This window comes from Corynebacterium vitaeruminis DSM 20294 (assembly GCF_000550805.1).
Lineage (GTDB): Bacteria > Actinomycetota > Actinomycetes > Mycobacteriales > Mycobacteriaceae > Corynebacterium > Corynebacterium vitaeruminis.
Genome location: NZ_CP004353.1, coordinates 2,896,714 through 2,921,468 on the forward strand (window position 1 = coordinate 2,896,714; position 24,755 = coordinate 2,921,468).

Annotated in this window: 22 protein-coding genes; 15 read left to right on the plus strand and 7 right to left on the minus strand. The window is 66.7% G+C overall.

The genetic code is table 11. The annotated features are described in order from the left end of the window. Positions 1-13 precede the first annotated feature (13 nt). The 4 genes from trpB (at position 14) to B843_RS13650 (ending at position 2,937) form a co-directional block, all read left to right on the plus strand. The gene (gene trpB / locus B843_RS12960; protein WP_025253914.1) at positions 14-1,267 is read left to right on the plus strand and encodes a tryptophan synthase subunit beta; all 1,254 of its coding nucleotides are present in this window, start codon (positions 14-16) and stop codon (positions 1,265-1,267) included. Between the two features lie 2 nt (positions 1,268-1,269). Then, on the plus strand, positions 1,270-2,106 hold the full coding sequence (gene trpA, locus B843_RS12965; protein WP_025253915.1) for a tryptophan synthase subunit alpha: 837 nt from the start codon (positions 1,270-1,272) through the stop codon (positions 2,104-2,106). A 165-nt stretch (positions 2,107-2,271) separates the two neighbouring features. Continuing rightward, positions 2,272-2,697, plus strand: coding sequence for a helix-turn-helix domain-containing protein (locus B843_RS12970; RefSeq protein ID WP_025253916.1), 426 nt, complete (start codon positions 2,272-2,274; stop codon positions 2,695-2,697). Positions 2,698-2,724: 27 nt separating this feature from the next. Next, positions 2,725-2,937, plus strand: coding sequence for a hypothetical protein (locus tag B843_RS13650; RefSeq protein WP_081751603.1), 213 nt, complete (start codon positions 2,725-2,727; stop codon positions 2,935-2,937). 268 nt (positions 2,938-3,205) lie between these two features. Here B843_RS13650 and B843_RS14045 read toward each other — a convergent pair whose 3' ends face one another. Next, the gene (locus tag B843_RS14045) at positions 3,206-4,471 is read right to left on the minus strand and encodes a TM2 domain-containing protein (protein WP_025253917.1); all 1,266 of its coding nucleotides are present in this window, start codon (positions 4,469-4,471) and stop codon (positions 3,206-3,208) included. A gap of 262 nt (positions 4,472-4,733) precedes the next feature. On the opposite strand from B843_RS14045, the gene B843_RS12980 reads away from it, so the two are divergent. The 7 genes from B843_RS12980 (at position 4,734) to B843_RS13010 (ending at position 12,612) form a co-directional block, all read left to right on the plus strand. Further along, positions 4,734-5,297, plus strand: coding sequence for a hypothetical protein (locus B843_RS12980; RefSeq protein WP_025253918.1), 564 nt, complete (start codon positions 4,734-4,736; stop codon positions 5,295-5,297). Positions 5,298-5,453: 156 nt separating this feature from the next. Beyond that, a complete protein-coding gene (locus tag B843_RS12985) occupies positions 5,454-5,801 on the plus strand; it encodes a Rieske (2Fe-2S) protein (protein ID WP_025253919.1) in 348 nt (115 codons plus the stop codon). A 246-nt stretch (positions 5,802-6,047) separates the two neighbouring features. Continuing rightward, the gene (locus B843_RS12990; protein WP_025253920.1) at positions 6,048-7,532 is read left to right on the plus strand and encodes a cytochrome ubiquinol oxidase subunit I; all 1,485 of its coding nucleotides are present in this window, start codon (positions 6,048-6,050) and stop codon (positions 7,530-7,532) included. Between the two features lie 3 nt (positions 7,533-7,535). Further along, on the plus strand, positions 7,536-8,519 hold the full coding sequence (cydB, locus tag B843_RS12995; protein ID WP_025253921.1) for a cytochrome d ubiquinol oxidase subunit II: 984 nt from the start codon (positions 7,536-7,538) through the stop codon (positions 8,517-8,519). A gap of 1 nt (position 8,520) precedes the next feature. Then, a complete protein-coding gene (locus B843_RS13000; RefSeq protein ID WP_025253922.1) occupies positions 8,521-10,068 on the plus strand; it encodes an ABC transporter transmembrane domain-containing protein in 1,548 nt (515 codons plus the stop codon). After that, complete coding sequence (gene cydC / locus B843_RS13005) at positions 10,065-11,576, plus strand: thiol reductant ABC exporter subunit CydC (RefSeq protein WP_038595603.1); 1,512 nt, start codon at positions 10,065-10,067, stop codon at positions 11,574-11,576. The genes B843_RS13000 and cydC overlap by 4 nt, the downstream gene beginning before the upstream one ends. Positions 11,577-11,631: 55 nt before the next feature. Then, entirely contained in the window at positions 11,632-12,612 is a 981-nt protein-coding gene (locus B843_RS13010) for a bile acid:sodium symporter family protein (protein ID WP_025253924.1), read from the plus strand. A 37-nt stretch (positions 12,613-12,649) separates the two neighbouring features. Here the strand turns inward: B843_RS13010 and B843_RS13015 are convergent, their stop codons facing one another. After that, positions 12,650-13,645 carry a LacI family DNA-binding transcriptional regulator gene (locus B843_RS13015; RefSeq protein ID WP_025253925.1) on the minus strand — a complete coding sequence of 332 codons (996 nt, stop codon included), beginning with the start codon at positions 13,643-13,645 and terminating at the stop codon, positions 12,650-12,652. A 130-nt stretch (positions 13,646-13,775) separates the two neighbouring features. Here B843_RS13015 and B843_RS13020 point away from each other — a divergent pair, with 130 nt between their 5' ends. Then, positions 13,776-14,090 (plus strand): hypothetical protein, encoded by a 315-nt coding sequence (locus tag B843_RS13020; protein ID WP_025253926.1) that lies wholly within the window; start codon positions 13,776-13,778, stop codon positions 14,088-14,090. Here B843_RS13020 and B843_RS13905 read toward each other — a convergent pair. The 5 genes from B843_RS13905 to B843_RS13040 form a co-directional block, all read right to left on the minus strand. Next, positions 14,087-14,266 carry a hypothetical protein gene (locus tag B843_RS13905; RefSeq protein WP_155895170.1) on the minus strand — a complete coding sequence of 60 codons (180 nt, stop codon included), beginning with the start codon at positions 14,264-14,266 and terminating at the stop codon, positions 14,087-14,089. The genes B843_RS13020 and B843_RS13905 overlap by 4 nt on opposite strands. A gap of 99 nt (positions 14,267-14,365) precedes the next feature. Continuing rightward, the gene (locus B843_RS13025; RefSeq protein WP_038595605.1) at positions 14,366-14,728 is read right to left on the minus strand and encodes a branched-chain amino acid transporter permease; all 363 of its coding nucleotides are present in this window, start codon (positions 14,726-14,728) and stop codon (positions 14,366-14,368) included. Then, positions 14,721-15,449: an AzlC family ABC transporter permease gene (locus tag B843_RS13030; RefSeq protein WP_025253928.1), complete on the minus strand. Its 729-nt coding sequence runs from the start codon at positions 15,447-15,449 to the stop codon at positions 14,721-14,723. Before B843_RS13030 ends, B843_RS13025 begins: the two co-directional genes overlap by 8 nt. Beyond that, complete coding sequence (locus B843_RS13035) at positions 15,449-16,054, minus strand: YqgE/AlgH family protein (RefSeq protein ID WP_025253929.1); 606 nt, start codon at positions 16,052-16,054, stop codon at positions 15,449-15,451. Before B843_RS13035 ends, B843_RS13030 begins: the two co-directional genes overlap by 1 nt. Before the next feature lie 2 nt (positions 16,055-16,056). Continuing rightward, complete coding sequence (locus tag B843_RS13040) at positions 16,057-17,532, minus strand: CCA tRNA nucleotidyltransferase (protein ID WP_025253930.1); 1,476 nt, start codon at positions 17,530-17,532, stop codon at positions 16,057-16,059. A 114-nt stretch (positions 17,533-17,646) separates the two neighbouring features. On the opposite strand from B843_RS13040, the gene B843_RS13045 reads away from it, so the two are divergent. The 3 genes from B843_RS13045 (at position 17,647) to murJ (ending at position 24,737) form a co-directional block, all read left to right on the plus strand. Next, positions 17,647-18,444, plus strand: a complete 798-nt coding sequence (locus tag B843_RS13045; protein ID WP_025253931.1) for an NUDIX hydrolase — start codon at positions 17,647-17,649, stop codon at positions 18,442-18,444. After that, positions 18,441-21,236 (plus strand): hypothetical protein, encoded by a 2,796-nt coding sequence (locus B843_RS13050; RefSeq protein ID WP_025253932.1) that lies wholly within the window; start codon positions 18,441-18,443, stop codon positions 21,234-21,236. Before B843_RS13045 ends, B843_RS13050 begins: the two co-directional genes overlap by 4 nt. Positions 21,237-21,362: 126 nt before the next feature. Further along, positions 21,363-24,737, plus strand: coding sequence for a murein biosynthesis integral membrane protein MurJ (murJ, locus tag B843_RS13055; RefSeq protein ID WP_025253933.1), 3,375 nt, complete (start codon positions 21,363-21,365; stop codon positions 24,735-24,737). Positions 24,738-24,755 lie beyond the last annotated feature (18 nt).

Below are 24,755 nucleotides of genomic sequence, written 5' to 3' on the forward strand. Positions count from 1 at the left end.
AAAGGACTAGACAATGACTGATTCCACGCTTCGCGACGGCGGCGCCACGCTGCTGCCCGCGTACTTCGGCGAGTTCGGCGGCCAGTTCGTCCCCGAGTCGCTCATCCCTGCCCTCGACCAGCTGGAGAAGGCCTTCGTCGACGCGCAGAACGACCCCGCCTTCCGCGAGGAGCTGGCCGGCTACCTCAAGGACTACCTCGGCCGCCCCACGCCGCTGACCGAGTGCTCCAACCTGCCGCTTCCCGGCAAGGGCAAGGGCTATGCCCGCATCTTCCTGAAGCGCGAGGACTTGGTCCACGGCGGCGCCCACAAGACCAACCAGGTCATCGGCCAGGCGCTGCTGGCCAAGCGCATGGGCAAGACCCGCATCATCGCCGAGACCGGCGCGGGCCAGCACGGCACCGCAACGGCGCTCGCCTGCGCGCTGCTCGGTCTCGACTGCGTCATCTACATGGGCGCCAAGGACGTCGAGCGCCAGCAGCCCAACGTCTACCGCATGCAGCTCATGGGCGCCCGGGTCGTGCCGGTGGATTCCGGCTCCGGCACGCTCAAGGACGCCGTCAACGAGGCGCTGCGCGACTGGACCGCCACCTTCCACGAGTCCCACTACCTGCTCGGCACCGCCGCGGGCCCGCACCCGTTCCCGACCATCGTGCGCGAGTTCCACCGGGTCATCTCGGAGGAGGCCAAGAAGCAGATGCTCGAGCGCACGGGCGGCCTGCCCGACGTGGTCGTCGCGTGCGTCGGCGGCGGCTCGAACGCGATCGGGCTGTTCGCGGACTTCATCGACGAGGAGGGCGTCGAGCTCGTCGGCGCCGAGCCGGGCGGCGAGGGCTTGAGCTCCGGCAAGCACGGCGCGACCATCTCCAACGGCCAGATCGGCATCCTCCACGGCGCCAAGAGCTACCTCATGCGCAACTCCGACGGCCAGGTGGAGGAGTCCTACTCCATCTCCGCTGGCCTCGACTACCCGGGCGTGGGCCCGCAGCACGCCTACCTCTCCGCCACCGGCCGCGCGAAGTACGTGGCCATCACCGACGCCGAGGCGCTGGAGGCCTTCCAGCTGCTCAGCCTCAAGGAGGGCATCATCCCGGCGCTCGAGTCCTCGCACGCGATGGCCTACGCGCTCAAGCGCGCCGCGCTCGCGGAGGAGGAGAAGAAGCCCATCACCATCCTCGTGTCCCTGTCCGGCCGCGGCGACAAGGACGTCGACCACATCCGCCGTACCCTCGAGGCCCACCCCGAGCTGAAGCTGAAGGAGCAGTAACCATGAGCCGCTACGAGAAGCTATTCGCCGACCTCGCCTCCCGCGGCGAGGGCGCGTTCGTCCCCTTCGTCATGCTCGGCGATCCGACCCCCGCCGACTCGCTGGAGATCATCCGCACGCTGGTCAACGCCGGTGCGGACGCCCTCGAGCTCGGCGTGCCGTTCTCCGACCCGGTCGCCGACGGCCCGACCATCCAGAAGTCCCACCTGCGCGCGCTCGACAACGGCGCCACCGTGGATGGGTCGCTGAAGCTTATCCGTCAGATCCGCGCGGAGTTCCCCGACCTGCCGCTGGGCATGCTCATCTACGGCAACGTCCCGTTCACCCGCGGGCTCGAGCCCTTCTACCAGGAGTTCAAGGACGCGGGCGCGGACAGCATCCTGCTTCCCGACGTCCCCGTCCGCGAGGGCAAGCCGTTCATCGCGGCCGCCAAGAAGGCCGGCATCGCCCCGATCTTCATCGCCCCGGCCCAGGCCAGCGAGGCCACCCTCGAGGGCGTCGCCGCGCACTCCGAGGGCTACATCTACGCCATCTCCCGCGACGGCGTCACCGGCACCGAGCGCGAGTCCAAGACCACCGGCCTAAAGGACGTCGTGGCCAACGTGACCCGCTTTGGCGGCGCCCCGGTGCTGCTCGGCTTCGGCATCTCGACCCCGCAGCACGTGGCCGACGCCATCGCCGCGGGCGCCTCGGGTGCCATCACGGGCTCCGCGATCACCAAGATCATCGAGTCGCACTGCGTAGGCTCCCACCCCGAACCCGCCCGCGTCACCGACCTCGAGGGGCTCAAGAAGGAGCTCGCCGAGTTCGTCTCCGCGATGAAGCAGGCCACCCGCTAGGTTGGCAGGTGTGCGCCCAGGCCTTTTGGCCTGGGCTTTTTGCTTTTCGACGGCCGAAGGCCACTCAGCAATGCCCAAGCCAGAGAGTTTTGGTAGGGGTTGCAGATATAACTGAAACCCTGCTACCGTTCTGCTCAACCGCACTCTAGGAGGGGCACCGCAATCATGAGCACCTTGCCACAGGATTCGCTTCGCTTGAGCGAGGAAGACCAGATTCTTGTTAGAGAGTTCGCCGAGCAGCTCGAAGGCGGCTCGCCTTCGTTTACCGCAAACGGGGGCATGCGCGTCCCGCAGGAGCTCAACGCTGTCTTTGCCACCGTCTTGAAGGCCATTTGCGATGGCCGTGCCATCAGCATTTCAACGATGCCCCCACGTATCACCACCACGACGGCGGCCTCACTCCTAGGCGTCTCTCGTCCAACGGTGATGAAGTACATCCGCAACGGTAGGCTCTCCGCCACCATGGTCGGTTCGCACCACCGGCTGGATACCAAGGAGGTACTCAGGCTTCTGGAGGAGAAGAAGGAAGAGCAACGTCAAGCCGTATTCGACCTCATGTACCTTGAACAGGGATCTTCTGAGCAGGCGTAGACACCCACCATCGCCTAGGATCTTTTCATGTCCTACGTGCCGGTCGAAAATTCTGTGTTGCCGGATGCCAACATCTGGTGTTCGGCAACATTACATGCGTGGTTCGGCCTCCTGGCGGCAGAAACCCGCGGCTCATGGCAGTTTTATTACACCGAGGACATCCTCGCGGAGGCTATCTACCATAGGCGAACACCTTTTCCAGTCTCAAGAATGCCGGGTGCTCAGGATTTGCCGAGGTAGTTCGTTGCCGACTTCAGGCGATTGGATAGTGACTAAACATCCTCCTACGCTCAAAACCTGATCGTTTAACTCTTAAACAATGCGGTTTTGCGGCCTAGGCCCCGCCCCACTCATGATCTACTTCCTCTTGCTTAAATGGGCTAACAGTAGGGAGGGGACTCGGGCCCGTTACCGGCACACCGAGAGCCCGTCCCTATTACGCCTTGAGCCGCGCCGCTATCGCTTTGATAGCCGCTTTTGGCAGCCAAGGCCCCAGAACGCCCACTTTCTAATAGCGCCGTCGGTTGGCAGAATCCACCAGTCCTGGGATGAGTGCGACATCGAGCATCCACCAAAGACCCGCGCCGCCCACCGTGAGCAACTGGAGGACACCACCGACATTCTCGCCCAGGTAGAAGCGGTGCGCGCCAAAGAAGCCCAAGAACAGCCACAGAACGTATGCGACCACAATGTTCTTTTCCCCGTAAGGAATAGGTGCCGGAGCCGCATAGGCTGAGTTGTTGTAGATGTTGTTGACGATCTGGGGAGCTGGCTGCGGCTGGACAAACTGCTGGCCCACGAATCCCTGCTGCACCGAGTTTTGAGCATTCGGCCATGGTTGATTCTGTGGGGAGTTGGCCACCTGGCCGTATGGATTTGCCTGATTACTGGCTGCCACCGGCGGCTGTTGCTGCGGAGCGGGACGGGCCGTGTTGCCTTGCCAGGCATCAGGGACGAAGTAGGTCTCACCCTGCTCGACAAGTCGAGACAGCGGGTTGATCTTCGGAAAACTCAGGAAATCCACGTCCAGCTGATCGGCGGTTGCGCCGTAGATGACGGCCTGCGGAGACTGCCGAGTCCCGCCGACGAGCCCGCGAACCACGAGGCTAAGGCCCATGTTCTGCATCTGCTCAACGGCGCTAAGCAGCCCTGCGCTGGATGTCTGGGGAACGGTGCCGACAGGCCGCCCATTCAAGCGGACTTGGATCACAGGTTCGCCTTCTGGCGAAAATGCCTGGTGGAGGGTAAACAGCACGAGAGCCTCGCCCGTCTGTGGGAGGTACGCGCTCATTCCATGCTCTTCACCCGGAATCTTCAACAGAGGAATGCCTTCGCCCCAGGGGAGCAGGGCCCAGGACTCAAAGGGAGGGGCATTAACCGGGACAACGGTGCCGGGTCGCCCGAGGGCTAATGAAACGTTGGCGTCTGGGCTCTCCCCGTAGGTATTTGTGCCGGGAACAAGCCGTGCAGTGGTGACTGGCCTGAGCGCGGTCGCTGCGATGCGCGCCAATTCCGGCCAATAAGCAGCAGCGGTCGATTCGGGGAGGTAACCGAGAACTTGGTCGTTAAACCGAATCGAAACCGCCTGATTGCGCCCCAACATCGGGTTGTCGGGCTCCAACACGAGTTCAACGGAAAAGTAGCGATTCCCATCGCTGTCCGGAGACACGTTTGCAAGGACCTGCTGGATGACGTGCGGGTAATTCCTGCAACCCACAACGTCTTGGCCAAACCACATCGTTCGGGGCCGAATGTCATAGGTGGGGTATTTCACTTCTTATCTCCTAGAGGGTTGGTTTGAGTTCCTTGGGCGGGGCCGAGAATCATGCATGAGAGGGATTCTTTTGGGGATTGTATAAGGCGGGGGAACATCGATCACAATTTGAGGATTCCGCTCGAATGACCGTTCGAGTATCAAATGGGAGCCGTATCGTTACGCTTCTCCTCGACCCCTTGTAAACAACATTGCACGCGATCCTTCTTCGAGAGTCGAACGCTTGATTGTCCACGGGACATCCATGCTGTTAAATAGCCCTATGGACGACGCACGTTTGCAAGCAAAGACCGGCCGCACCGGTCTCCAGTGGATCGAGTACCTCGAGAAGGTCTCCGGCAAGGACATTAATAACATTGCGCACAAGGAGATGGCACTTCTTGTTATTGACGCTGGCATCGAGCCGTGGTGGGCACAGGGCGTGACCATTAGCGTCGAGCAGCAGATCGGCCGACGCGTGGTGGGGCAGACGTGCAACGGGACCTACTCGGCCTCGGCGAGCAAGACCCTCAACGGCGACTGGCTCGAACTCTTCGATAAGTTCGTCGCCTTCATGAGCGAGAACTACGAACTCATCCCGATCCCGGCGGCCGGGGAGCCCCGCACCACCGAGAGCGAGAAGTGGCGGTACTGGAAGATCGATCTCGAGGACGGCTCCAAGGTGTCCATCAACTGCTCGCCCAAGAGCGCCAAGGACGGTACCCCGAAGGGTTCCTTCGGGGTAAGCCACGACAAGCTCGAGTCGCTCGAGTCCCGAGATGAGCTCAAATCCTTCTGGCAGGAGCTTCTCGGCCGCTTTGCCAAAACCGTCACAGTGACGAAATAGCTTCGCCTGGCAAGGTGCCGAGAAAGGGGAGTGGAAGTGGTTTTCTCGCCCCCCGGAAGGCACCCCACTTTAGCGTCGACAAGCGACGTGCGAGCGCCAGGTGACATACTAGGAACCATGACTCAGAACACTCAGCCATTCCAGTGCTCGCGCCGCATGTTCCTCGTGGGCACCGCCACCACCTTCGCGGGCGCGCTGCTGGCCGCGTGCGGCAGCGCCAAGGAGGTCAACTCCGTCGCAGTGAAGGACGTCCCCGTGGGCAGCGCGGTGATCGTGGGCAAGTACATCGTGGCGCAGCCGACCGAGGGGGAGTACAAGGCGTATTCGACTACCTGCCCCCACGCGGGCGCGCCCATCACCGAGGTGAACGGCGACATCGTGCGCTGCACCCAGCACGGCTCGGAGTTCAGCATCAAGGACGGCTCGGTCGTCCAGGGCCCCGCGCGCGACCCACTGAAGAGCGCGACGGCGAAGGTCGATGGCGACAGCGTCGCGCTGAGCTAGGGCGGCCACGGATCAGGGCCTGGGGACACCCGACGGTGACCTCAGGCCTATTTTCATGCCTATATAGATACACATGGATATAGGATCGTCGATTTTCAATTAGCGCCACAAGGTGTGTTTTTATTCGAAAGGACGAGAACGTATAACCCCGAACGGTTAGCCCCTTAAGTGGTCAATCGGAACTAAGCGGGCGCAGGCAGCGACTACTAATATACCCCCTACCGTATATCGAAAGTCTGTTGCTTCATGGATGTAGTCGACATATCTCGGTGGCAATTCGGAATTACCACCGTTTATCACTTTCTTTTCGTCCCCCTGACCATCGGGCTCGCACCCCTAGTAGCCCTCATGCAGACGCTGTGGACCACGACGAAGAAGGAGTCCTGGTACCGCGCGACGCGCTTCTTCGGCACCCTATTCCTCGTCAACTTCGCCATGGGCGTGGTCACCGGCATCGTCCAGGAATTCCAGTTCGGAATGAACTGGTCCGAGTACTCCCGCTACGTCGGCGACGTGTTCGGCGCGCCGCTGGCCTTCGAGGGTCTGGCCGCGTTCTTCGTGGAATCCACCTTCCTCGGCCTGTGGATCTTCGGGTGGGGGAGGCTCCCGAAGTGGGTCCACCTCGCCTGCATCTGGCTCGTGGCCATCGCCGTGAACCTCTCCGCATACTTCATCATCGTGGCCAACTCGTTCATGCAGCACCCCGTCGGTGCCGTGTACAACCCGGATACCGGGCGCGCGGAGCTCACCGATATCTGGGCACTGCTGACCAATTCCACCGCGCTTGCCGCCTGGCCTCACACCGTGTCCGGCTCGCTGCTCACCGGCGGCACCTTCCTCGCTGGCATCGCCGGTTGGTGGATGATCCGGGAGCGCAAAAACCCCGACGGTGCAGCGCTGTGGCGCCCGGCCGCGCGACTAGGCATGTGGGTCACCGGGCTCAGCGCCATCGCACTGTTCGCCACGGGCGACATCCAGGCCAAGCTCATGTTCGTCCAGCAGCCGATGAAGATGGCCGCGGCCGAGTCCCTCTGCAAGACGCAGACCGACCCGAGCTTCTCCGTCCTTTCCGTGGGAACCCACAACAACTGCGACTCCGTGCAGCACCTCATCGAGGTGCCCGGGGTCTTGAGCTTCCTCGCGGGGAGTAAGTTCTCCGGCGTCACCCTCCAGGGCGTGGAAGACCTGCAGCAGAAGTACGAGGCCCTCTACGGCCCGGGCAACTACTCGCCCAACCTGTTCGTCACCTACTGGTCCTTCCGAATGATGATCGGCCTGCTCGTGGGCTCACTGCTGCTCATGGTCGTGGGCCTCTGGCTCACCCGCAAGAAGGCCATGCAGGCGGGCAGGGAGCCCAGCGCGCGGGTGCTGAAGTGGTTCAGGTGGCTCACGCTGGCCGCGATCCCGTTCCCGTTCCTAGCGAACTCCGCTGGCTGGATCTTCACCGAGATGGGCCGCCAGCCGTGGGTGGTCGCGCCGAACCCCAACTCCGACCAGCCCATTCACCTCATCGTGGATTTCGGCGTGTCCAACCACGCGGCGTGGACGGTGTGGTTCTCGCTCATCGGATTCACCCTCGTGTATGGCGCGCTCGCCGTGGTGTGGTTCTGGCTCATGCGCAGAAAGGTCCTCGAGGGGCCGCTTCCGACCGGGGCGAGCAAAGACATCGCCGCGGACACCTACGGACCGGACAGCGAGGAGCTCGCGCCGCTGTCGTTTAAGGAGGCCTAGGCCATGGATCTCAACACAGTCTGGTTCATCCTCATCGCCGTCCTCTTCGCGGGTTACTTCGTCCTCGAGGGCTTCGACTTCGGCGTAGGCATGCTGCTGCCCTTCCTCGGCAGGAAGGAGCGCGACGCCGCGCTCAAGGCCATCGGCCCGGTCTGGGACGGAAACGAGGTCTGGCTCATCACCGCTGGCGGCGCGCTGTTCGCCGCCTTCCCCGAGTGGTACGCCACGATGTTCTCGGGCTTCTACCTCCCGCTGTTCATCATTCTCATCTCGCTCATCCTGCGCGGCGTCGGGCTCGAGTGGCGCGGGAAGATCCACTCGCAGGCCTGGCGGGACCGGTGCGACATCGGCATCGGCATCGGATCGTGGGTGCCGTCGCTGCTGTGGGGCGTGGCCTTCGCCAACATCGTTCGGGGTGTGCCCATCGACTCGGCGCGCCAGATAGACACCGGGCTCGGCACGCTGGCCGGGCTGCTCAACCCCTTCGGCCTGCTCGGGGGAACGGCGTTCATTCTGCTCTTCTTCCTCCACGGCGCGCTTTTCCTCGGGCTCAAGGCCGAGGAACCGCTGCGCTCCCGGGCGCACGGGATGGCCACCAAGGCGCTCATCCCGGCAATCCTCGTCGTCGGCGGCTTCGGCCTGTGGCTGCAGCTTATGTCGGGTAAGCCCGGAACCTGGGCCGCGCTCGCTGTGGCCGCGGTGACACTCGTCGCCGCGGGGGCGAGCGTGTGGAAGGACAGGGATGGCCTCGCCTTCGCATCCACCGCGCTGGCGGTGCTGGCCGTCGTGGCGCTCTTCTTCGGCTCCCTGTTCCCGAACCTCATGCCGTCGTCCCTCGACGCGGCGGGGACCCTTGACATCCACAACGCCGCGAGCACCCACTACACGCTCGTGGTCATGACGTGGGCGGCTGGGTTCATCACCCCGCTGGTGATCCTCTACCAGGGCTGGACCTATTGGGTCTTCCGGAAGCGGGTGACCGTCTAGCATGTCTTCCGGACCGATCGACGTTCGACTCCTGCGGGTCAGCCCCGCGGCGGCGAAGTACGTCCTAGGAACCGGGATCGCCCAAGCCGCGGACACGAGCCTCATCGTGCTCCGCGGCTTCCTGCTTGGCGGGCTGGCGGCGGGGGCGATCACCGAATTTCCAATGTTTCACGTGAAACCATGGGTCATCGCTGGGCTCGTCGCCGTGGTCTGCGCCCAGGCCGCGGTCTCGTGGCTGCGCACCGTATGGGCGTCGAAAAGCGCCGGAAACGCCATTCACCAGCTGCGCAAGGCGGCAATGCGGGCGCTGGCCCGGCGCGACCCCCGCGAGGTGAGCGCCGACTCCGCGCGCTGGACGCTCACGCTCGGCCGCGAGCTCGAGGGGCTGCGGCCGTACCTCGCCGAGTACGTGCCAGCGCTTGTTGCCGTTTGCTTGTCGACGCCTACGGCCCTCGCTGTGATTTTCTACCTCGACCGCCCGGCCGGCTGGCTCGCCCTGTGCACCGTGCCGCTCATCCCGCTGTTCATGGTCCTCATCGGAAGGCTGACGAGGGGGCACACCGAGGCTCGCCTGAGGGTCGCCAGCGCGCTCCAGCATCGATTGGCCGACATCCTGGGCGGTGCGACCACTCTGCGGCGGTACGGGCGGGAGGAGGCCCCGAGGCGCGAGCTCGAGCAGGCCGGACGCCGCCACGCGACCACCACCATGGGCGTGCTGCGGCTGGCCTTCCTGTCCTCGTTCGCGCTGGAATTGCTGGCGACACTGTCGGTGGCGCTCGTTGCGGTGTCGGTGGGGCTGCGCCTGGTCACGGGGAGCATCGAGCTGCGCCCGGCGCTCATCGTCCTCATCATCGTCCCGGAGGTCTACGCCCCGCTGCGCGCCGTCGGGGCCAGCTTTCACGCGGCCGCCGACGGCATGGCCGCGGCATCCGCGGCGGTAGAGCTGTGCTCGGCCCCCGGCGCGGTGGGCGGCTACCGCTCGCTGGGGACCGAGGTGCGCTGCGAACGCCTCACCGTGCACGGCAGGGAAGGGGACACCCCGCGGGGCCTCACCTTCGAGGCGGCGCCCGGAACGATCACTGTGCTTCGCGGCGCCAACGGCTCCGGCAAGTCCACGGCGCTGCTCGCGATCGCGGGACTCCTGCCGGACGACTCCGTCGAGGGACAGGTAACCGCACCCGGGGACCTGGCCTACCTCCCCGCCGCGCCGGCGTACGTCAAGGGGACGGTGGGTGACAACGCGCGGCTCATGGGTTCCCCGTGGGAGGGCACCCGGGCCGCGATGGGACAACTGGGGTTGGAGGAATCGGAAGCAGATCCCTTCGAACTCTCGACGGGCCAGGCGCACCGCGTCGCCATCGCCCGCACGCTCGCACACCCGCACGCGAGCACGCTGCTCCTCGACGAGCCGAGCGCCCACCTCAGCCCGGAGATCCTCCCCGCGCTGTGCGCCTTGTTGCGCCGCCTGGCGGGGGAGGGCGCGTGCGTGGTGGTCGCCAGCCACGACCCCAGGCTCGCGTCGATCGCGGACCAGGTGATCGAGCTATGAGTGCGTTTCAGTCGCTTATTTCCTTGCTCTCCAGCGCTGGCGTGCGTCGCCGCCAGGTGCTCGCCGCCGTCGCCCTGTCCACGGCGACGCTTTGTTCGGCGCTCGGCCTCACGGTCCTTTCCGGGTGGCTCATCACGCGCGCCTGGCAGATGCCGCCGGTGCTGGACCTCAGCGTCGCGATCACCGCCGTCCGCGCGCTCGGCATCTCCCGCGGCGCGCTCCGCTACGTGGACCGGCTCTACGCGCACCGTATCGCGCTCCGCGCGGAGTCTCGGCTTCGCTGCGTGCTTTTCGACGCCTCGCGGCCGGGGACCTCCGTGTCGGTGCGCGATGCCGATGTCCAGCGGATGACCGACGCCCTCGTGCGCTCGCTCGTTCCCTTCGGCACCGCCGCGGTCATGTCGGCGATCGCCGTCGCGTGGGCGGCGCTGCTGCAGCCATGGGCCGCCATCATCCTGCTTGCCGCCTTCGTGGTGCGCGGGGTCCTGGCACCCATGCTTGCGGCCCGTTCCGCGCGGGCGGTCGAGCAGGTGCGCGACCTCAACGTCGTGGAGGAGGCGCTCGGGCGGCTCACGAGAGATCGCGCCGAGTACACCCTCGCGGGTCGGCTCGGCGCATTGGAGGGCGAGGCCTCCCAGGCGTCACGGAAGGCGGCGGACTCGACGCAGCGCGCCTTGTCCCTCACCGCCGCATCCCGGGCGCTCGGCACCCTCGCCCAGGGCTTGGCCATCGCTGGCGTTGCCTGGGTGGGGCTCAACACCTATGCGGACGACCCGATGTGGCTGGGAATGCTCGTCCTCATCCCGCTCGCCAGCTTCGAGGCCCACGGCGGCCTCGACCAGGCGGCGGTCCACCTCGACGAGGCCTCCCGGACGGCGGTGCGCGTGAGCGGTGCGCTCCACGAGGAGCCAGCGCTGGGCCCGGCGCCTCGGGTACTCGACGTCTCGGCGGAGAACCTCCTCTGCGCGTACGGCGAGAGGCGCTGGACCCTCGACGCTCCCTTCGGATCCAGAATCATCCTCCGTGGCCCCTCAGGGATGGGGAAGTCGACCCTGCTGCGGACCCTGGCGGGGGAGCTACCGGCCCGGGATGGGCGTGTGCGGCCGAGCGCCCTGGCACGGTACCACTCCGAGGACGAGTGGGTCTTTGCGACCACCATCCGCGAGAACCTGCTCCTTGCGAAGCCGGACGCCACGGACGCGGAGCTAGAAGCGGTGCTCGACGCGGTCGGCCTCGGGCTGCCCCTCGACCTGCTTCTCGAGGATGGCGCAGGCTCGCTTTCCTCCGGCCAGCGCCGACGCCTGCTGCTGGCCCGCGCCCTGATCAGCGACGCGCCGATCCTGCTCCTTGACGAGCCGACCGAGCACATCGCCGAGGAGGATGCCCGCGAGCTGCTCGCCATGCTGCAAGCACCGCGGCTACCCGGCACGCTCGAGGACCGAACGATCATCGCCGTCACCCACCTCGAGGACTCCGATGTTTCACGTGAAACATCGACGAGTCTGTGACACATATCGCTTCACGACGCCACAGGCGGCTGGCCCATGGCTAAACTAACTAGCTATGCTCAGCAGATTGAAAAACCCGGATCCCCTGATCGTCCTGATCATATCCGCGGTCATCTTGGCCATCCTGTTCCCGGCCAGCGGCGCCTTCGCCGACTGGTTCTCGACGGCCGTGAAGATCGCCATCGCCCTGCTCTTCTACCTTTACGGTGCCCGCCTGTCCACACACGAGGCACTCGAGGGCCTGAAGAACTGGAAGCTGCACCTGACGATCCTGGCGTTCACCTTCGTGGTGTTCCCGATCATCGGCCTAGCCCTGCGTCCGATCCAGGGCCTCATCGGGCACGAGCTCTACCTCGGCATCCTCTACCTCACGCTGGTGCCCTCCACGGTGCAGTCGTCGGTGGCGTTTACCTCCATCGCCCGCGGCAACGTGGCCGGGGCCATCGTTTCCGCCTCCGCCTCGAATCTCGCGGGCGTGGTGCTCACGCCGCTGCTGGTCATGCTGCTCATGAGCGGGGCGGCGACCGGAGGCGGGGGAGTGCACGTGGACACCAGCGTGTTCATGGACATCGCGATCCAGCTCCTCCTCCCGTTCGTACTCGGACAGCTGACCCGCCGGTGGGTGAAGGGCATCGCCGCCAACAAGGCAACCAAGATCGTCGATCGCGGCTCGATCGCGATGGTCGTCTACTCGGCCTTCTCCGCGGGCATGGTGGAGGGCATCTGGTCGACCGTGAGCGTGTGGCAGATCGTCTTCCTCGTCGCCTTCTCCGCGGCACTGGTGAGCTTCATGCTCTGGCTGAGCCGGGCGATCAGCTCCCGTGCCGGATTCCCACGCAAGGACGTCATCGCCATCGAGTTCTGCGGGTCGAAGAAGTCGCTGGCCTCGGGCCTGCCGATGGCTGCGGTCATCTTCGGCGGCGCGAACCTCGGCCTGTTGATCCTCCCGCTGATGATCTTCCACCAGGTCCAGCTCATGATCTGCTCCTGGCTCGCGGCCCGCTACGGCAGGCAGGCCGCCGAACAATCTGCATAAAGCACCCAACCTCGCAGGCAGCACCTGCGAGGTTTTTTCATGCCTCGATGCGGGTGGTCTCGCGCCAGATGGTCCGGGTGGGGACGGTCACGAGCTGGCCGGTCTCGCCCGCAACGAGCCGATCGAGCTCGCTGAGGGCCTGCATGCCGAGCTCGCGGAAGTTCTGGGCGATGGTGGTTAGCGACGGGGTGAGGTAGCGGGAGACGGTAAGGTCGTCGAAGCCGATCACCTGCACGTCCTCCGGCACGGAGAGCCCCGCCTCCCGCAGCGCACGCATAGCACCGATGGCCATGTCGTCGTTTCCCACGACGATGGCGTCGGGCGCACCCTTTTCCAGCATCTGCTTGGCGGCGCCGTATCCGTCCTCGTTGGCCCAGCCCCAGCCGACGATCCAGTCCGGCTCGATGCCGGCGGCCTCGCAGGCGCGCCGGTAGCCGCCGAGCCGCAGGCGGGCATCCTCGCAGTGCATATCGCCGGTCAGGTTCACAATCCTGCGGGCGCCGCCCTCGATGAGCTGGCGTGTGGCCGCGTAGACCGCCGGTTCCTGATCGAAGGTCACCACGCTCATGTTGTGGCGGGGCTGCACCCCAGCGGCGATGGCGACGCAGGGGAGGGAGGTGCGCGCGAGGACGAACTCGAGCATGGAGGCCTCCGGGGCGAAGACGATGAGCCCCTTCACGTGAGAGCCTTGGAGGTAGTCGATGGCATCCAGCAGCTGGTCCTGCTCGTTCGCGGCCGTGGCGAATGCCAGGTATTCGTGGCGCTCGCGCACCGTCTTCTGCAGGTGGCCGAAGATCTCCGCGATACCGAAGCGCAATTCGCCGTCGACGAGGAAGCCCACGACGGTGGAGTGCTTCGCGGCCAGCTGCTTCGCAGCGAGGTTGATGGTGTAGCGCAGGTCCCTTGCCGCCGCCTCCACCTTCTCGCGCGTGTGATCGCTCACGGAGCCCGAGGAGTTGAGGACGCGGGACACCGTCTGAATGCTGACCCCCGCCAGCTCGGCGACGTCCTTCATCGTTGCCCTTCTCGCCATGATGAGACCCCTCTTGCCTGCAATCGACGCTTCGTAGAACCTGCTGTACGCCTCATTCTAGTGGGAACGCTGCCATTTTCTGGCGCTCACCCCCGACGCTGCACTTAGCCCCTCTTGTATGCTGTTACGCATGAAGGAACTGCTCTACGTGCGCACAGAAATGACCATCCCGCAGGTGGGTACTAGCACCCACCTGGCGGAGCTTCGCCCGATCGATGCCCAGGCCTGCCAGCTCCTGCGCATCATCCAGTTAGACCCCAACGAGGCCGTCCGCGGCGCGGGAACCCAGACCACCACGGTGGGGCTGGCCGCCGCGCCCGAGCCGATCGTGCCGCACCCGGACACCTACTCCGAGTTCCCCGACATCACCGCGACCTACCTCGAGGCCGCCGACTTCGAGGCCCTGTGGACGGAGAGCGTGATCAAGTTCCCGGAGCTTAGCTAGGCGACCTCCCTCAGCTCGACGCTCCGGGCGTGCTCGACGTGGCGGCACTGCAGGCAGGTCCACGTCCGGTGGGGCGGCCAGGACTGCGCATCCCAACCGACGAGATAGGTACCGGGCTTGCGCGGGGCGTGGCACTGGGGACAGGTGGGCGGAACAACTTCGTAGACAACGCTCATGACCCACACGCTAGAACACGCACGCGACACGCACCCCCGAGCGCAAAAAAGGGCCCGCAACCAGCACTGACTCTGGTTGCGGGCCACTTGCGCGAGCGACTAGAACACGAGGTTGACGAGCACCATGTAGATGGCCGTGCCACCGATGATCGACAGGCTCGCGTCCCTGCGCCACGCGTGGAGGGCCATCGTCGCCGCCACCGCGATGAGCGCCGCGCCGAGCCCGCCAGGTGCGGTCCGCGTGGAGTTAAGCGTGTACACCACGAGCACCACCATCACGCCCACCGGCATCGTCTTGGACAGAAGGCCCATGAGCGAGCTTCCCTGTAGCGCGCGAACGGCGGAGAAGGGGATCTGGCGCAGCGCCACGGTTACGATCGCCACGGGAACCAGCACGCCGAGGAACGTCGACAAGCGAACGCCTTCTGGAAGGCCCGCCGAGGCCAAGAGCAGTTCAGTCATCGGTGCCGCCCTTCTTCCAGGTCAGCGCCTCATCGACGCGCGGGGAGGAGTTGCGCAGCAGAAGGACCAGGAAATACAGGGTCAGCGCGATGATGAGCATCTGGCTCGGCGCGAGGACCGCGGCGCCGATGGCGAACAGCCCGGCGATGACCGGGAGCGAGTAGTCGCGGTTGGCCTTGAACGATTCCCATGCCAGGACGACGAAGAGCGCGGTGAGCGCGAAGTCCATGCCGTGGATGCCCTGGGGGATCGCCTGCCCGATCAGCGCGGCGATGGTGCCGGGGATGACCCACAGGCTCTGGCAGAGAAGCTGGATGGTCAGGATCTTCGCGCCCGAGGGGTTCCGGTCTTGGTCCGCGGAGACGATCGCGTAGGATTCGTCGGTCAGGGCGTAGGTGGAATAGGCGATCCCCAGCTTGTTCTTGATCGCGCGACGCGGGAAAGTGAGGCCGTAAAAGATGTGCCGGAAGTTGACCATGAAGGCGGTCACGGCGGCGGAGACCGGACCAACGCCGCCAGTGACCAGGCCAATCGCCAAAAACTCCATAGATCCAGCATAAATGAGGATAGAAAAGATGGGTGCCCACCACCATTGGAAACCCGTTTGAGTAATCAGCAAGCCGAACGCGAGGCCGAGCGGGACGAGACCCAGGCCCACGGCCCAGGTCTCCTTGATGCCCGCCTTGATTTCCTCGCGAACGGACGTTTCACGTGAAACCATCAGTTCTCGCTCACCTCGTCCGGGTAGGTGGAGTAGAGGGGCAGCGGCATCGGCTGGCGGCGCATGACGTCGCCCCAGATGTCCACGCTGCCCGGCGCGATCACATCGGAGGGGAGGGCGGGGGCGACGTACCAGTCGCCGCGCTCAATCTCCTCCTGCAGCTGCCCGGGCGCCCACTCGGCGTAGCCCGCGAACATCCGCATGCCCTGGACGTGGTCCTTGATCTGCTCCGGGTCCGAGCGGAGGTCGACGTGGACCAGCCGGTTTGCCAGCCGGTTGAAGTAGGGATGCTCCGCGATCTCCACGCCGGGCTTGGTCACGCCGAGGCCCACCACGGCCTGCTGGTTGAGCGGGCCGCCGATGTAGAGCGCCTGGGGCTTGGCCGCCAGCGGGGCCCACTCGGGCATGACATTGAACACGGCAACGTCCGAGCGTGCCGCGAGGTTCACGCCGAAGGTCGTGGAGGGGTTGTGCTCGAGCAGCATGATGACGCTGCGGGAGAACTCGTCGCTGGCCAGGCCCGGCGCGGCCACCAGCAGCATGCCCGAGGCCGGCTCGTTGCGGTCCATCGCGTTAAACAGGCGATCGGCGAACAGGTCTGCCATTATCAGTTCTCCTTTTCCTTCTCCCACCACTCGCGCAGGGCGGCGATGGCCTCGTCCTTTTCCAACGGGCCGCGCTCGAGCCGCAGCTCCTTCATGAACGCCCACGCCTTGCCCACCTCCGGACCCGGCGCAAGTCCGAGGATCTCCATGATCTCGTTGCCGTCGAGGTCGGGGCGCACGCGAGCAAGGTCCTCCTTCGCGGCGATCTCCGCGATGCGCTCCTCGAGGGTGTCGTAGGTACGCTGGAGCCTCGCGGCCTTCTTCGGGTTGCGGGTCGTGCAGTCCGAGCGGACCAGCTTGTGCAGGCGGGGGAGCAGCTCCCCGGCGTCGGTGACGTAGCGCCGCACCGCAGAGTCCGTCCACTCCACCTCGCCGTAGCCGTGGAAGCGCATGTGCAGGTACACCAGCTGGCTCACGTCCTGGGTCATCTGCTTGGAGTACTTGAGCTTCCGCATCCGCTTGCGCGCGAGCTTCGCGCCCACCAACTCATGGTGGTGGAAGGAGACGTGGCCCTCCTCGTTGAAGGCGCGGGTGGCCGGCTTGCCAATGTCGTGCAGCAGCGCGGCCCAGCGCAGCACGATGTCCGGCTCGCCATCCTCCTGGGCGATGGCCTGGCGCAGCACCTGCAGCGAGTGCGCGTAGACGTCCTTGTGCTGGCGGTGCTCGTCCTGGGTGAGCTTGAGCGCCGAGATCTCCGGGTAGACGATGTCCGCCAGCCCGGTGTCCACCATGAGGTCGATTCCCTTGGCCGGATCCTTCCCGGCAATGAGCTTGTCCAGCTCCACCTGCACACGCTCGGCCGTGATGCGGCCGATCTCCTCGGCCATGTCGGACATGGCGGCACGCACGCGCTCCGCCACGTCGAAGCCCAGCTGGGAGACGAAGCGCGCCGCGCGCAGCATGCGCAGGGGATCGTCGTGGAAGCTCTGCTCCGGGGTCGCGGGCGTGTCGAGGACCCGCCCCACGAGGTCATCCATGCCGCCGACCGGGTCGTGGAACTCCATCGTCCCGTCGGGGCGGATCTCCACCGCCATGGCGTTCACGCGGAAGTCGCGGCGGATGAGGTCGCCTTCCAGCGTGTCGCCGAACTGCACCTCGGGGTTGCGCGACTGGCCGTCGTAGGTGTCCGCGCGGAAGGTCGTGATCTCGATCTGCTGCCCGTGCTTCTCGGCCGAGACCGTCCCGTACTCGATGCCGGTATCCCAGACGACCTCCGCAAACTCTTCCAAGATTTGCTTGACGACGAGCGGTACCGCCTCGGTGGTGAAATCCAGGTCGTGGCCCAGGGTGCCGAGGAGCGCGTCGCGCACCGAGCCCCCGACGAGGTAGAGGCGGTGCCCCCGGTCGGCAAACAACCTCGCCAGCGGGCTGAGGAAGCCGCTCATCTGCCCGAGCGTCTCCTGGGCGCGCGCAAGCGCCGCGGCGCGATCGAGCTGGGGATTCGGGGTGTCGTGGGATTCGGGATTCACCCGAAACATCCTACCTTCCGCGATGCCCAAGTCCACGCGCGGCGGTCGCCCCCTATATATAAAGCCCCGGAATTGGCGGTTCATATGTGCCGATTGTGGGGCCGAGCGGTTACCATCAACGAGATGAAGGAAAACGAGAGGTCGCAATCGGGCGGATCGTCCGAGAACAAGCGCCGGCGCCGCAAGCGTTCGCGCTCGCGCCGACGCGACCCTCAGCAGGGAAATTCCACCTCCGAGGCGAAGGGCTCCGGCGAGGCCGGGGCTTCGCGCGGGGAGAAGTCCGACAAGCCGAAGGCGTCGGAAAGCAATAGCCGACGCCGCAGGCGGCGCCGCGTCCCGGCGCGCGGAAACGAGAAGCGGCGTACGAACCGCAACCAGCGCGGACGCGCCCCGCAGAAGTCGTACCCGTCCCACAAGATGGAAACGCGCGACGAGACCAGCGCTGGCGGGCTCGTCGTTTCCGGGCTGGCGGAGTCGGTGCAAGAGGACGGAAGCGTCGATCTCAGCCGCGTGTACGTCGCGCTCATCGGCCGGCTCGACCGGCGCGGGCGGCTGCTGTGGTCGATGCCGAAGGGACACGTGGAACCCGGCGAGGACATCGCCGCCACCGCCGAACGCGAGGTCTGGGAGGAGACCGGCATCCACGGCGAGGTCTTCGCGGACCTTGGCGTGATCGACTACTGGTTCGTCTCCGAGGGGACCCGCATCCACAAGACGGTGCACCACCACCTGCTGCGCTACGTCGACGGCGACCTCAACGACGAGGATCCCGAGGTCACCGAGGTGGCGTGGATCCCGGCGTCCGCGCTCATCGAGCACTTCGCCTACGCCGACGAGCGCAAGCTCGCCCGCATCGCGCACGACCTGCTGCCGCAGATGGCGGTGACGGAGCACGCCGCGGGAAGGATGACCCCGCGGTGAATTACGCACGCTCTACCGGATCGGCGCTGCTTCTCGCCTCGCTGATCTGTGCCACCGCGCAGTTTCCGGCGTCGGCGGACGCGCTCCTGCAGTCCCCGAAAGACGCCGCCGCCAGCGCGCGGTGGGTCAACCCGCAGCTGCGGCAGAACGAGGTCGACTCCAACCTCAAGGTCGAGCTCACCGAGGTCCCCTCGGCAATCAACCTGGGCGACAACCTCGTCGTGGCGATGAAGGTGACCAACAACGGCAGCGAGTCCCTCAAGGTCTCCGACCTCGTGATCACCCCGCAGCACGCCGACGCCGAGACCTCGGCGACCCGCGTGCGCAAGGTTCTCGCCAGCGATCCCTCGGCGTTCCCGTACGCCGCCACCGCCGACGTGGCTGGCACCGGGGGCACCGACGGCTCCCAGGCCCTCGCCCCAGGACAGACGGTCGAGCTGTCCGTCTCCGTCCCCACCGCGGTGGGGGAGGCGGGAAGCTTCGGGCTGGAGGGCGCCGGGTTCTACCCCGTGCTCATCGGCGTCAGCGACGGCGTCAACTACGCATCGAACAGGTTCCTGCTCTCGGTAGTCGACACGAAGAGCACCGATGACTCCGCCACGAACACGCAGGATGCCTCGCGGGAAGCGACGTCTAACACCCCGCAGGCAACCCCCTTAAGCATCCTTTACCCGCTCTCGGCGGAGGTCGACATCGTGGCGGGGGAGACGGGCGACGCGCCCCAGCGTTCCCCGCTCATCCTGAGCAGCGAGCAGCTCGCAAGCCAGCTCGCCGCGGGCGGGCGCATCGACTCGCTCGTCGACGCCTACAAGGAAAACACCGCCAAGAACCCGCAGCTCGCGCAGGCGACCTGCCTCGCCCTCGACCCGCAGCTCATCGACGCGCTCTCGCGGATGGCCGACGGGTACTCGGTGTCCTCGGAGCGCCCCAGCTCGGTGTCCCAGAAGCGTCGACTGCGCGACTCCTGGGGCTCGACGGACGAGACCGTCGACTCGACTCCCGGCACCGGCCAGGCCGACGCGCAGCGGATCCTCGACGAGCTCAAAGACATCACCGCCAACTCCTGCACCGTCGCACTCCCGTGGGCGAACGCCGAGGTCAACGCGATCGCCGCTACGAACAACCAGTGGCTCATCCAGGAGGCGCTCCTGCGCGGCCAGTCGACGATCGAGGACGTCCTCGGCGTCGTCCCGCTGGAAAACGTGGTCATCGCCCCCACGGGCTACGTCACCGAGCACTCGGTGCAGTCGCTGGGGTGGGCGGATTCAAGCCGACTCGCCCAGACGGGCGGGACCGACGGGCAGAAGGTGAGCATCGACCAGCTGTGGGCGGTCGACGCCCAAAGCGACCAGCAGGCCACGCAGAACCAGTCGGGGTCGGCCGTGACGGCCACCCAGAGCCCCGACGCCTCTGACTCAGCCTCAGCGGCTTCAGCCACCTCGCAGGCGCCCACCCCGCTTTCGCCGGTCCGCGTCCTGGTGTCCGACAACAGCGTGTGGAGCGCCCCGGCCACGGCGCGATTCAGCCAGCTGGCCACCGGGATCACCGGGGTCAGCTACCAGGGCTCGCTGGCGGCGACGCTCGCCGAGTCCGGCTCGGACCCGGACATGGTGAGCTATGGCAGCTACGACACCCGGATGGATCCGGATCTCGACTCGGCGGCCTCGCGCAACGCGACGGCCAACTCGACGCTTCGGCAGGCGGTCAGCAGCCCGCAACGAACCGGGGACGACCAGGCGCCGGAACCCGTGCTGGCGATGCTCCCGGCCTCCATGACCAGTGGCTCCGAGATCCTCAACACCGCGGCCAGCCTGCTCGACTCCCGCAGCGCCACCCCGATGAAGCTCGAGGACTATCTCACCCCAAGCCAGGGGCAGTCGACCGAGCTGCAGCAGCTCAGCGAGTCCGAGCAGGCGACCCTTGGCGGATCTGCACCCGACAGCGACCGCTTCGGCGCCCCCTTCGACGACCCGACGGTCGTCTCCGACGCGGAGATCCAACGCGCCCGCCAGCAGTCCGGGTACATCGATGACCTCACCGACCTCATGGTCAACGACCCGCAGGTCGCGCTCACCCCGTATCACTTCACGCAGCCGCTGCGCCAGGATCTCCTGCGGGCGCTGCGCTACACCGGGCGCAACTCCATCGCCGACTACGATTCCCGCACGCAGCAGGCCAACACGACGCTCAACCTCAACCGCGACACGCTCACCGAGCTGCGCGGGTCGGTGAGCCTACTGCCCCCCGGCAACGTCTACACCCGGATCTCCGACTCCTCGCCGCTGCTCATCGTGGCGCAGAACGGCCTGCCCCTGCCCGTCGACGCCCGCATCCGATACGTTGGCCCCGAGAACGCCTCCATCGACGCGCCGAGCCCGCTCATCATCCCGGCCAAGGGTTCGATCACCATTTCGATGACCGCGAACCTGCGCACGGACTCCGGCCGCACGGACCTGTCGCTCTGGCTGGCCACGCCGCAAAACGCCGCTATCTCCGACCCGGTCGAGATCGGCGTGCAGACCCGCTCTGGCGTCTTCGGTGCCTCGGGCACGGCGGCGCTCGTGGTCATCGGCCTGCTCGGGCTGATGTTGGGGCGGATGTTCCTCAAGCGACGCCGCGACCGGCTCCGCCAGGAGGCGCGCGAGAAGCGCCGCGAGCAGCGGCTGGCGGCCCAGAGCGTTAAGCGCATTCGTCGGACGCCGCCCGCGCCCCCCAGGGGGCAGCAACGGCAGTTCCGTCGGCGGGAACGCCCCGATGACGATGACGACGATGACTCAGACAAGCCCAGCTGATTTTCAACAATGAAAGAGGAAGGGCGCACCACGGCCGCCGCCAGCTGCGCGACCACAGCGTGCGCCCTTTTGGGTTTTTAGCTAGAGACCATCTCGTGAAGTAACCGATAGATAGGAAGACTCCTCGTGGACGATCGGGTCAACCCCTCACCTGGCGTGCGCCACCGCTTTCACCAGCCCGCGGCGCCCGCCCCCGTGCCGGACGCACAGCCGCCGCGACCGAAAAAGAAGAAAGACGAAAACGACCGCTCGCTGCTCCAAGCGCCGGCCGGGGCCCCACGCACGGCCCACGGGCTCGCCTCGGGCCAGGCGGCGGGCGCTGTAGACGTCGACAAGCAAAGCGAAGGAACCAGCGACACCGACGTCGTGCGCTCGACCGGTTCGATGGCGATCGCGACGCTGTTCTCGCGCATCACCGGCTTCCTGCGCAACGTGCTCATCGTGACCACGCTGGGGCCGGCGATCTCCTCGGCGTTCAACGTGGCCAACACGCTGCCGAACCTCATTACCGAGATCGTGCTCGGCGCCGTGCTCACCTCGCTGGTGGTGCCGGTGCTCGTGCGCGCGGAGAAGGAGGACCCCGATAGGGGAGAGCGGTTCATCCGTCAGCTGTTCACGCTGGCGACGACGCTGCTCGGCGTGATCACCCTCGTCTCCGTCGCCGGCGCCCCGCTGCTCACCCGCCTCATGCTGAGCTCGGAGGGCAAGGTCAACCTCACGCAGTCGACCGGCTTCGCCTACCTGCTGCTGCCGCAGATCATCTTCTACGGCCTGTTCGCGCTGCTCATGGCGGTGCTCAACACGAAGAACGTGTTCAAGCCCGGCGCGTGGGCCCCGGTGATCAACAACATCATCGTGCTCGTCGTGCTGGTCGCCTACAAGCTGGTCCCGGGCGAGCTGTCGCCCTCGGACCCGGCGGGGGTCACCGACCCGCACGTGCTGCTCCTGGGCGTGGGCACCACGCTCGGCGTGGTCGTGCAGATGCTCATCATGGTCCCGCCGATCAGGCGCGCCGGGGTCTCGCTCAAGCCGCTGTGGGGCATCGACGACCGCCTCAAGCAGTTCGGCGGGATGGCGCTGGCCATCGTCGTCTACGTGGCGATCTCGCAGTTCGGCTACACGATCACAACCCGCATCGCCTCCACCGCGGACGACGCCGCGCCGAACATCTACCAGCAGGCGTGGCTTTTGCTGCAGGTGCCCTACGGCATCATCGGCGTGACCCTGCTGACCGCCATCATGCCGCGCCTGTCGCGCAACGCCGCAGACGGCGACGACAAAGCCGTGGTCGGCGACCTCGTGCTCGGCTCCAAGCTGACCTTTCTGGCGCTCATCCCGATCGTCGTGTTCTTCACCGCGTTCGGAACGCCCATCGCCACCGGACTGTTCGCCTACGGCGCCTTCCCGCAGCACACGGCGACAATCCTCGGCATGACGTTGAGCTTCTCCGCGTTCACCCTGCTGCCGTACGCGATGGTGCTCCTTCACCTGCGCGTGTTCTACGCCCGCGAGGACGCGTGGACGCCGACGTTCATCATCGCCGGCATCACCATCACCAAGGTCCTACTGTCCTGGCTCGCGCCCGCCGTCGCCTCCAGCCCGGAGGACGTGGTGATCCTCCTCGGCGCGGCCAACGGCTTCGGCTTCGTCGCAGGTGCCCTCATCGGCGCCTTCCTCCTGCGCCGCAAGCTCGGCTCGCTGGGCACGCGCACCATCGCGCACACGAGCCTGTGGGCGCTGGGCGCCTCGATCGTGGGTGTTGTCGTCTCGCTGGTCCTGGCGTGGCTGCTCAACCGCGTCTCGGGGCCGCTGTTCAGCATCTTCGGCTCCGCGGGGCACCTGGTCCACCTGGCGATCGTCGGCGTGGTTTTCCTGGGCGTGACCGGCTACGTGCTGTCGCGCTCTGGGCTGCCGGAGGTCGGCAACATCGGCCGCGCGCTCACGCGCATTCCGGGCATGAGCCGGATCATCAAGGTCGGCCCGCCGGTCGGCGCGGAAGAGAGCGCCGCTAGCACCGAAGCGCGGGTCTACGCGACGGCGGAGGCGCTCGCCTACGAGTCCGAGTTCAACGCCTCCCCGGTCCCGCCGCCGATGTCGGCCGGCGTTGTCCGCGGCCCGCGGCTGGTGCCCGGCGCGGAGGTCTCCGACGGCCGCTTCCGCCTGCTCGCCGATCACGGCTCCGTCCCCGGCGCGCGCTTCTGGCAGGCGCGCGAGAAGGCCACCGGCAGGGAGGTGTCGCTGACGTTCGTCGACACCACCGGTTCCGCCCCGCAGGCGCCCGCGACGCCGCAGGCCGCGGCGCTCGAGGCGGAGTCCATCGCCGCACGCACCCGCGCACTCGCCGCGCTGCACCACGAGGCGGTCGCGTCCAACATCGAGGTCCTGTCCTACCGCACCGGCGCGCTCGTGGTCGCCGACTGGGTTCCGGGCCGTTCGCTCGCCTCCGTCGCCACCATGCACCCGGATCCGCAGGCGGCGGCGGGCGCTTTCGTCCCCCTTGCCGACGCCGTGACCACGGCGCACGCGCACAACACCCTGCTGGGCCTCGACAACCGCGCCCGCCTGCGCATCTCCACCGCCGGGGTCGCCACGCTGGCCTTCCCGGCTGTCCTGTCCGACGCCTCCGAGGCCCGCGATCTTCGGGGCATCCGAGCCGGTCTTGCTTCGCTTGTCGACGCCGAAGGCGCGCCGAGCCAGGTCCGAGCGCTCCTCGAATCCGAGCCCTCGGAACTCCCGGCGGCGCTGCTGGCGCTCGGTGGACTCGGCGGAGGGGCCGAAACGGCCGCAAAGGCGACCGAGGAACCGATCGAGCAGGGCACGGCCGCCCCCGACGAGAGCCCCGCCCTAGAGATCACCGAGGAGAAGACCCCGAAGCCCACGAGCACCCCGGGCTTCGGCCGCGCCGGGTACTCGCGCGGGGGCCTCGGCATCCTCGCCGCGGCGGCGATCGCCATCGTCATCGCGGTCGCGCTCATCACCACCTACCTGGCTAGCCTGCTCGGCTCCAGCGATGACTCGGCTCCGCTGGGTTCCGACCCCGTCGTGGGCTCGAGCTCCGCCGCCCCGGGTGTACAGCTGATCCAGCCCATCGCCTCCGTGTCCGTGTGGGCGCCCGACATGACCGCGGTCGATGCGCAGAGCCAAGCGGCCGGCCCGCTGGCCGCGGACGGCGACGTGACGACCGGCTGGGCGGTGCGCACCGGCGAGGGCCTCGTGCTCCGGACCGCGAACGCGGCCCAGCTCACCTCCGTGGTGGTTCACACCGAGACCACCGCCGCCGCCGATATCAAGGTGTACGGGCTGCCGGAGGGCGCCAGCGATCCGGTCGGCAGCGCTGGCCTTGATGAGCTATCGCTGCTGGCCGAGAAGTCTCTCGACTCCACGCAGACCACCGTGGAGCTCAGCGACAAGGAACCGCTGGCAGGAGTCATCCTCCTCGTCGAGCCCACCGACGCCACCCAGGCGAATTCCATCCAGGAGGTCACCCTGGTGGGCAAGTAGCCGCCCCCTTCGACCTCG

What these genes read in the sequence shown, in the direction of transcription:
- trpB (WP_025253914.1), top strand. Translation starts at nt 14, where the DNA reads ATGACTGATTCCACGCTTCGCGACGGCGGCGCCACGCTGCTGCCCGCG.
- trpA (WP_025253915.1), top strand. Translation starts at nt 1,270, where the DNA reads ATGAGCCGCTACGAGAAGCTATTCGCCGACCTCGCCTCCCGCGGCGAG.
- B843_RS12970 (WP_025253916.1), top strand. Translation starts at nt 2,272, where the DNA reads ATGAGCACCTTGCCACAGGATTCGCTTCGCTTGAGCGAGGAAGACCAG.
- B843_RS13650 (WP_081751603.1), top strand. Translation starts at nt 2,725, where the DNA reads ATGTCCTACGTGCCGGTCGAAAATTCTGTGTTGCCGGATGCCAACATC.
- B843_RS12980 (WP_025253918.1), top strand. Translation starts at nt 4,734, where the DNA reads ATGGACGACGCACGTTTGCAAGCAAAGACCGGCCGCACCGGTCTCCAG.
- B843_RS12985 (WP_025253919.1), top strand. Translation starts at nt 5,454, where the DNA reads ATGTTCCTCGTGGGCACCGCCACCACCTTCGCGGGCGCGCTGCTGGCC.
- B843_RS12990 (WP_025253920.1), top strand. Translation starts at nt 6,048, where the DNA reads ATGGATGTAGTCGACATATCTCGGTGGCAATTCGGAATTACCACCGTT.
- cydB (WP_025253921.1), top strand. Translation starts at nt 7,536, where the DNA reads ATGGATCTCAACACAGTCTGGTTCATCCTCATCGCCGTCCTCTTCGCG.
- B843_RS13000 (WP_025253922.1), top strand. Translation starts at nt 8,521, where the DNA reads ATGTCTTCCGGACCGATCGACGTTCGACTCCTGCGGGTCAGCCCCGCG.
- cydC (WP_038595603.1), top strand. Translation starts at nt 10,065, where the DNA reads ATGAGTGCGTTTCAGTCGCTTATTTCCTTGCTCTCCAGCGCTGGCGTG.
- B843_RS13010 (WP_025253924.1), top strand. Translation starts at nt 11,632, where the DNA reads ATGCTCAGCAGATTGAAAAACCCGGATCCCCTGATCGTCCTGATCATA.
- B843_RS13015 (WP_025253925.1), bottom strand. Translation starts at nt 13,645, where the DNA reads ATGGCGAGAAGGGCAACGATGAAGGACGTCGCCGAGCTGGCGGGGGTC.
- B843_RS13020 (WP_025253926.1), top strand. Translation starts at nt 13,776, where the DNA reads ATGAAGGAACTGCTCTACGTGCGCACAGAAATGACCATCCCGCAGGTG.
- B843_RS13905 (WP_155895170.1), bottom strand. Translation starts at nt 14,266, where the DNA reads ATGAGCGTTGTCTACGAAGTTGTTCCGCCCACCTGTCCCCAGTGCCAC.
- B843_RS13025 (WP_038595605.1), bottom strand. Translation starts at nt 14,728, where the DNA reads ATGACTGAACTGCTCTTGGCCTCGGCGGGCCTTCCAGAAGGCGTTCGC.
- B843_RS13030 (WP_025253928.1), bottom strand. Translation starts at nt 15,449, where the DNA reads ATGGTTTCACGTGAAACGTCCGTTCGCGAGGAAATCAAGGCGGGCATC.
- B843_RS13035 (WP_025253929.1), bottom strand. Translation starts at nt 16,054, where the DNA reads ATGGCAGACCTGTTCGCCGATCGCCTGTTTAACGCGATGGACCGCAAC.
- B843_RS13040 (WP_025253930.1), bottom strand. Translation starts at nt 17,532, where the DNA reads ATGTTTCGGGTGAATCCCGAATCCCACGACACCCCGAATCCCCAGCTC.
- B843_RS13045 (WP_025253931.1), top strand. Translation starts at nt 17,647, where the DNA reads ATGAAGGAAAACGAGAGGTCGCAATCGGGCGGATCGTCCGAGAACAAG.